Below are 278 nucleotides of genomic sequence, written 5' to 3'. Positions count from 1 at the left end.
ATCATTTAGCGATTTTTGCTAAATCAAAAAGTATTTTCTATGCCTTATCTCAAGTCGATGTGATTACAGCTCTGAGCACTGAGGGTAAAACACGTTGCAAATTTATTTATCAAGTTATGGATCACGCCTTAAACACACGTTATCAATATCCGTTAGTGGAATGGATTACTACAACGCTTGTTAATCTACACCAAACGAGTTTATTAACTGAAGAAGAACAAGCCGATCTTGAACAGTTTTGGTACTTAATCAATCAATTTGAAGCGCATGGTCAAATC

General features: G+C 35.3%; 1 protein-coding gene. It reads left to right on the top strand.

Going from position 1 to position 278, the window contains the following annotated elements:
* Positions 1-278: hypothetical protein (locus IEX97_RS13150; protein ID WP_188883543.1), on the top strand; the 278-nt coding region annotated here is incomplete at both ends.

The organism is Paenalicyclobacillus cellulosilyticus, from assembly GCF_014647315.1.
In the GTDB taxonomy this organism is placed as follows: domain Bacteria; phylum Bacillota; class Bacilli; order Alicyclobacillales; family Alicyclobacillaceae; genus Alicyclobacillus_J; species Alicyclobacillus_J cellulosilyticus.
This window is presented reverse-complemented; position numbering and strand designations above follow the sequence as displayed.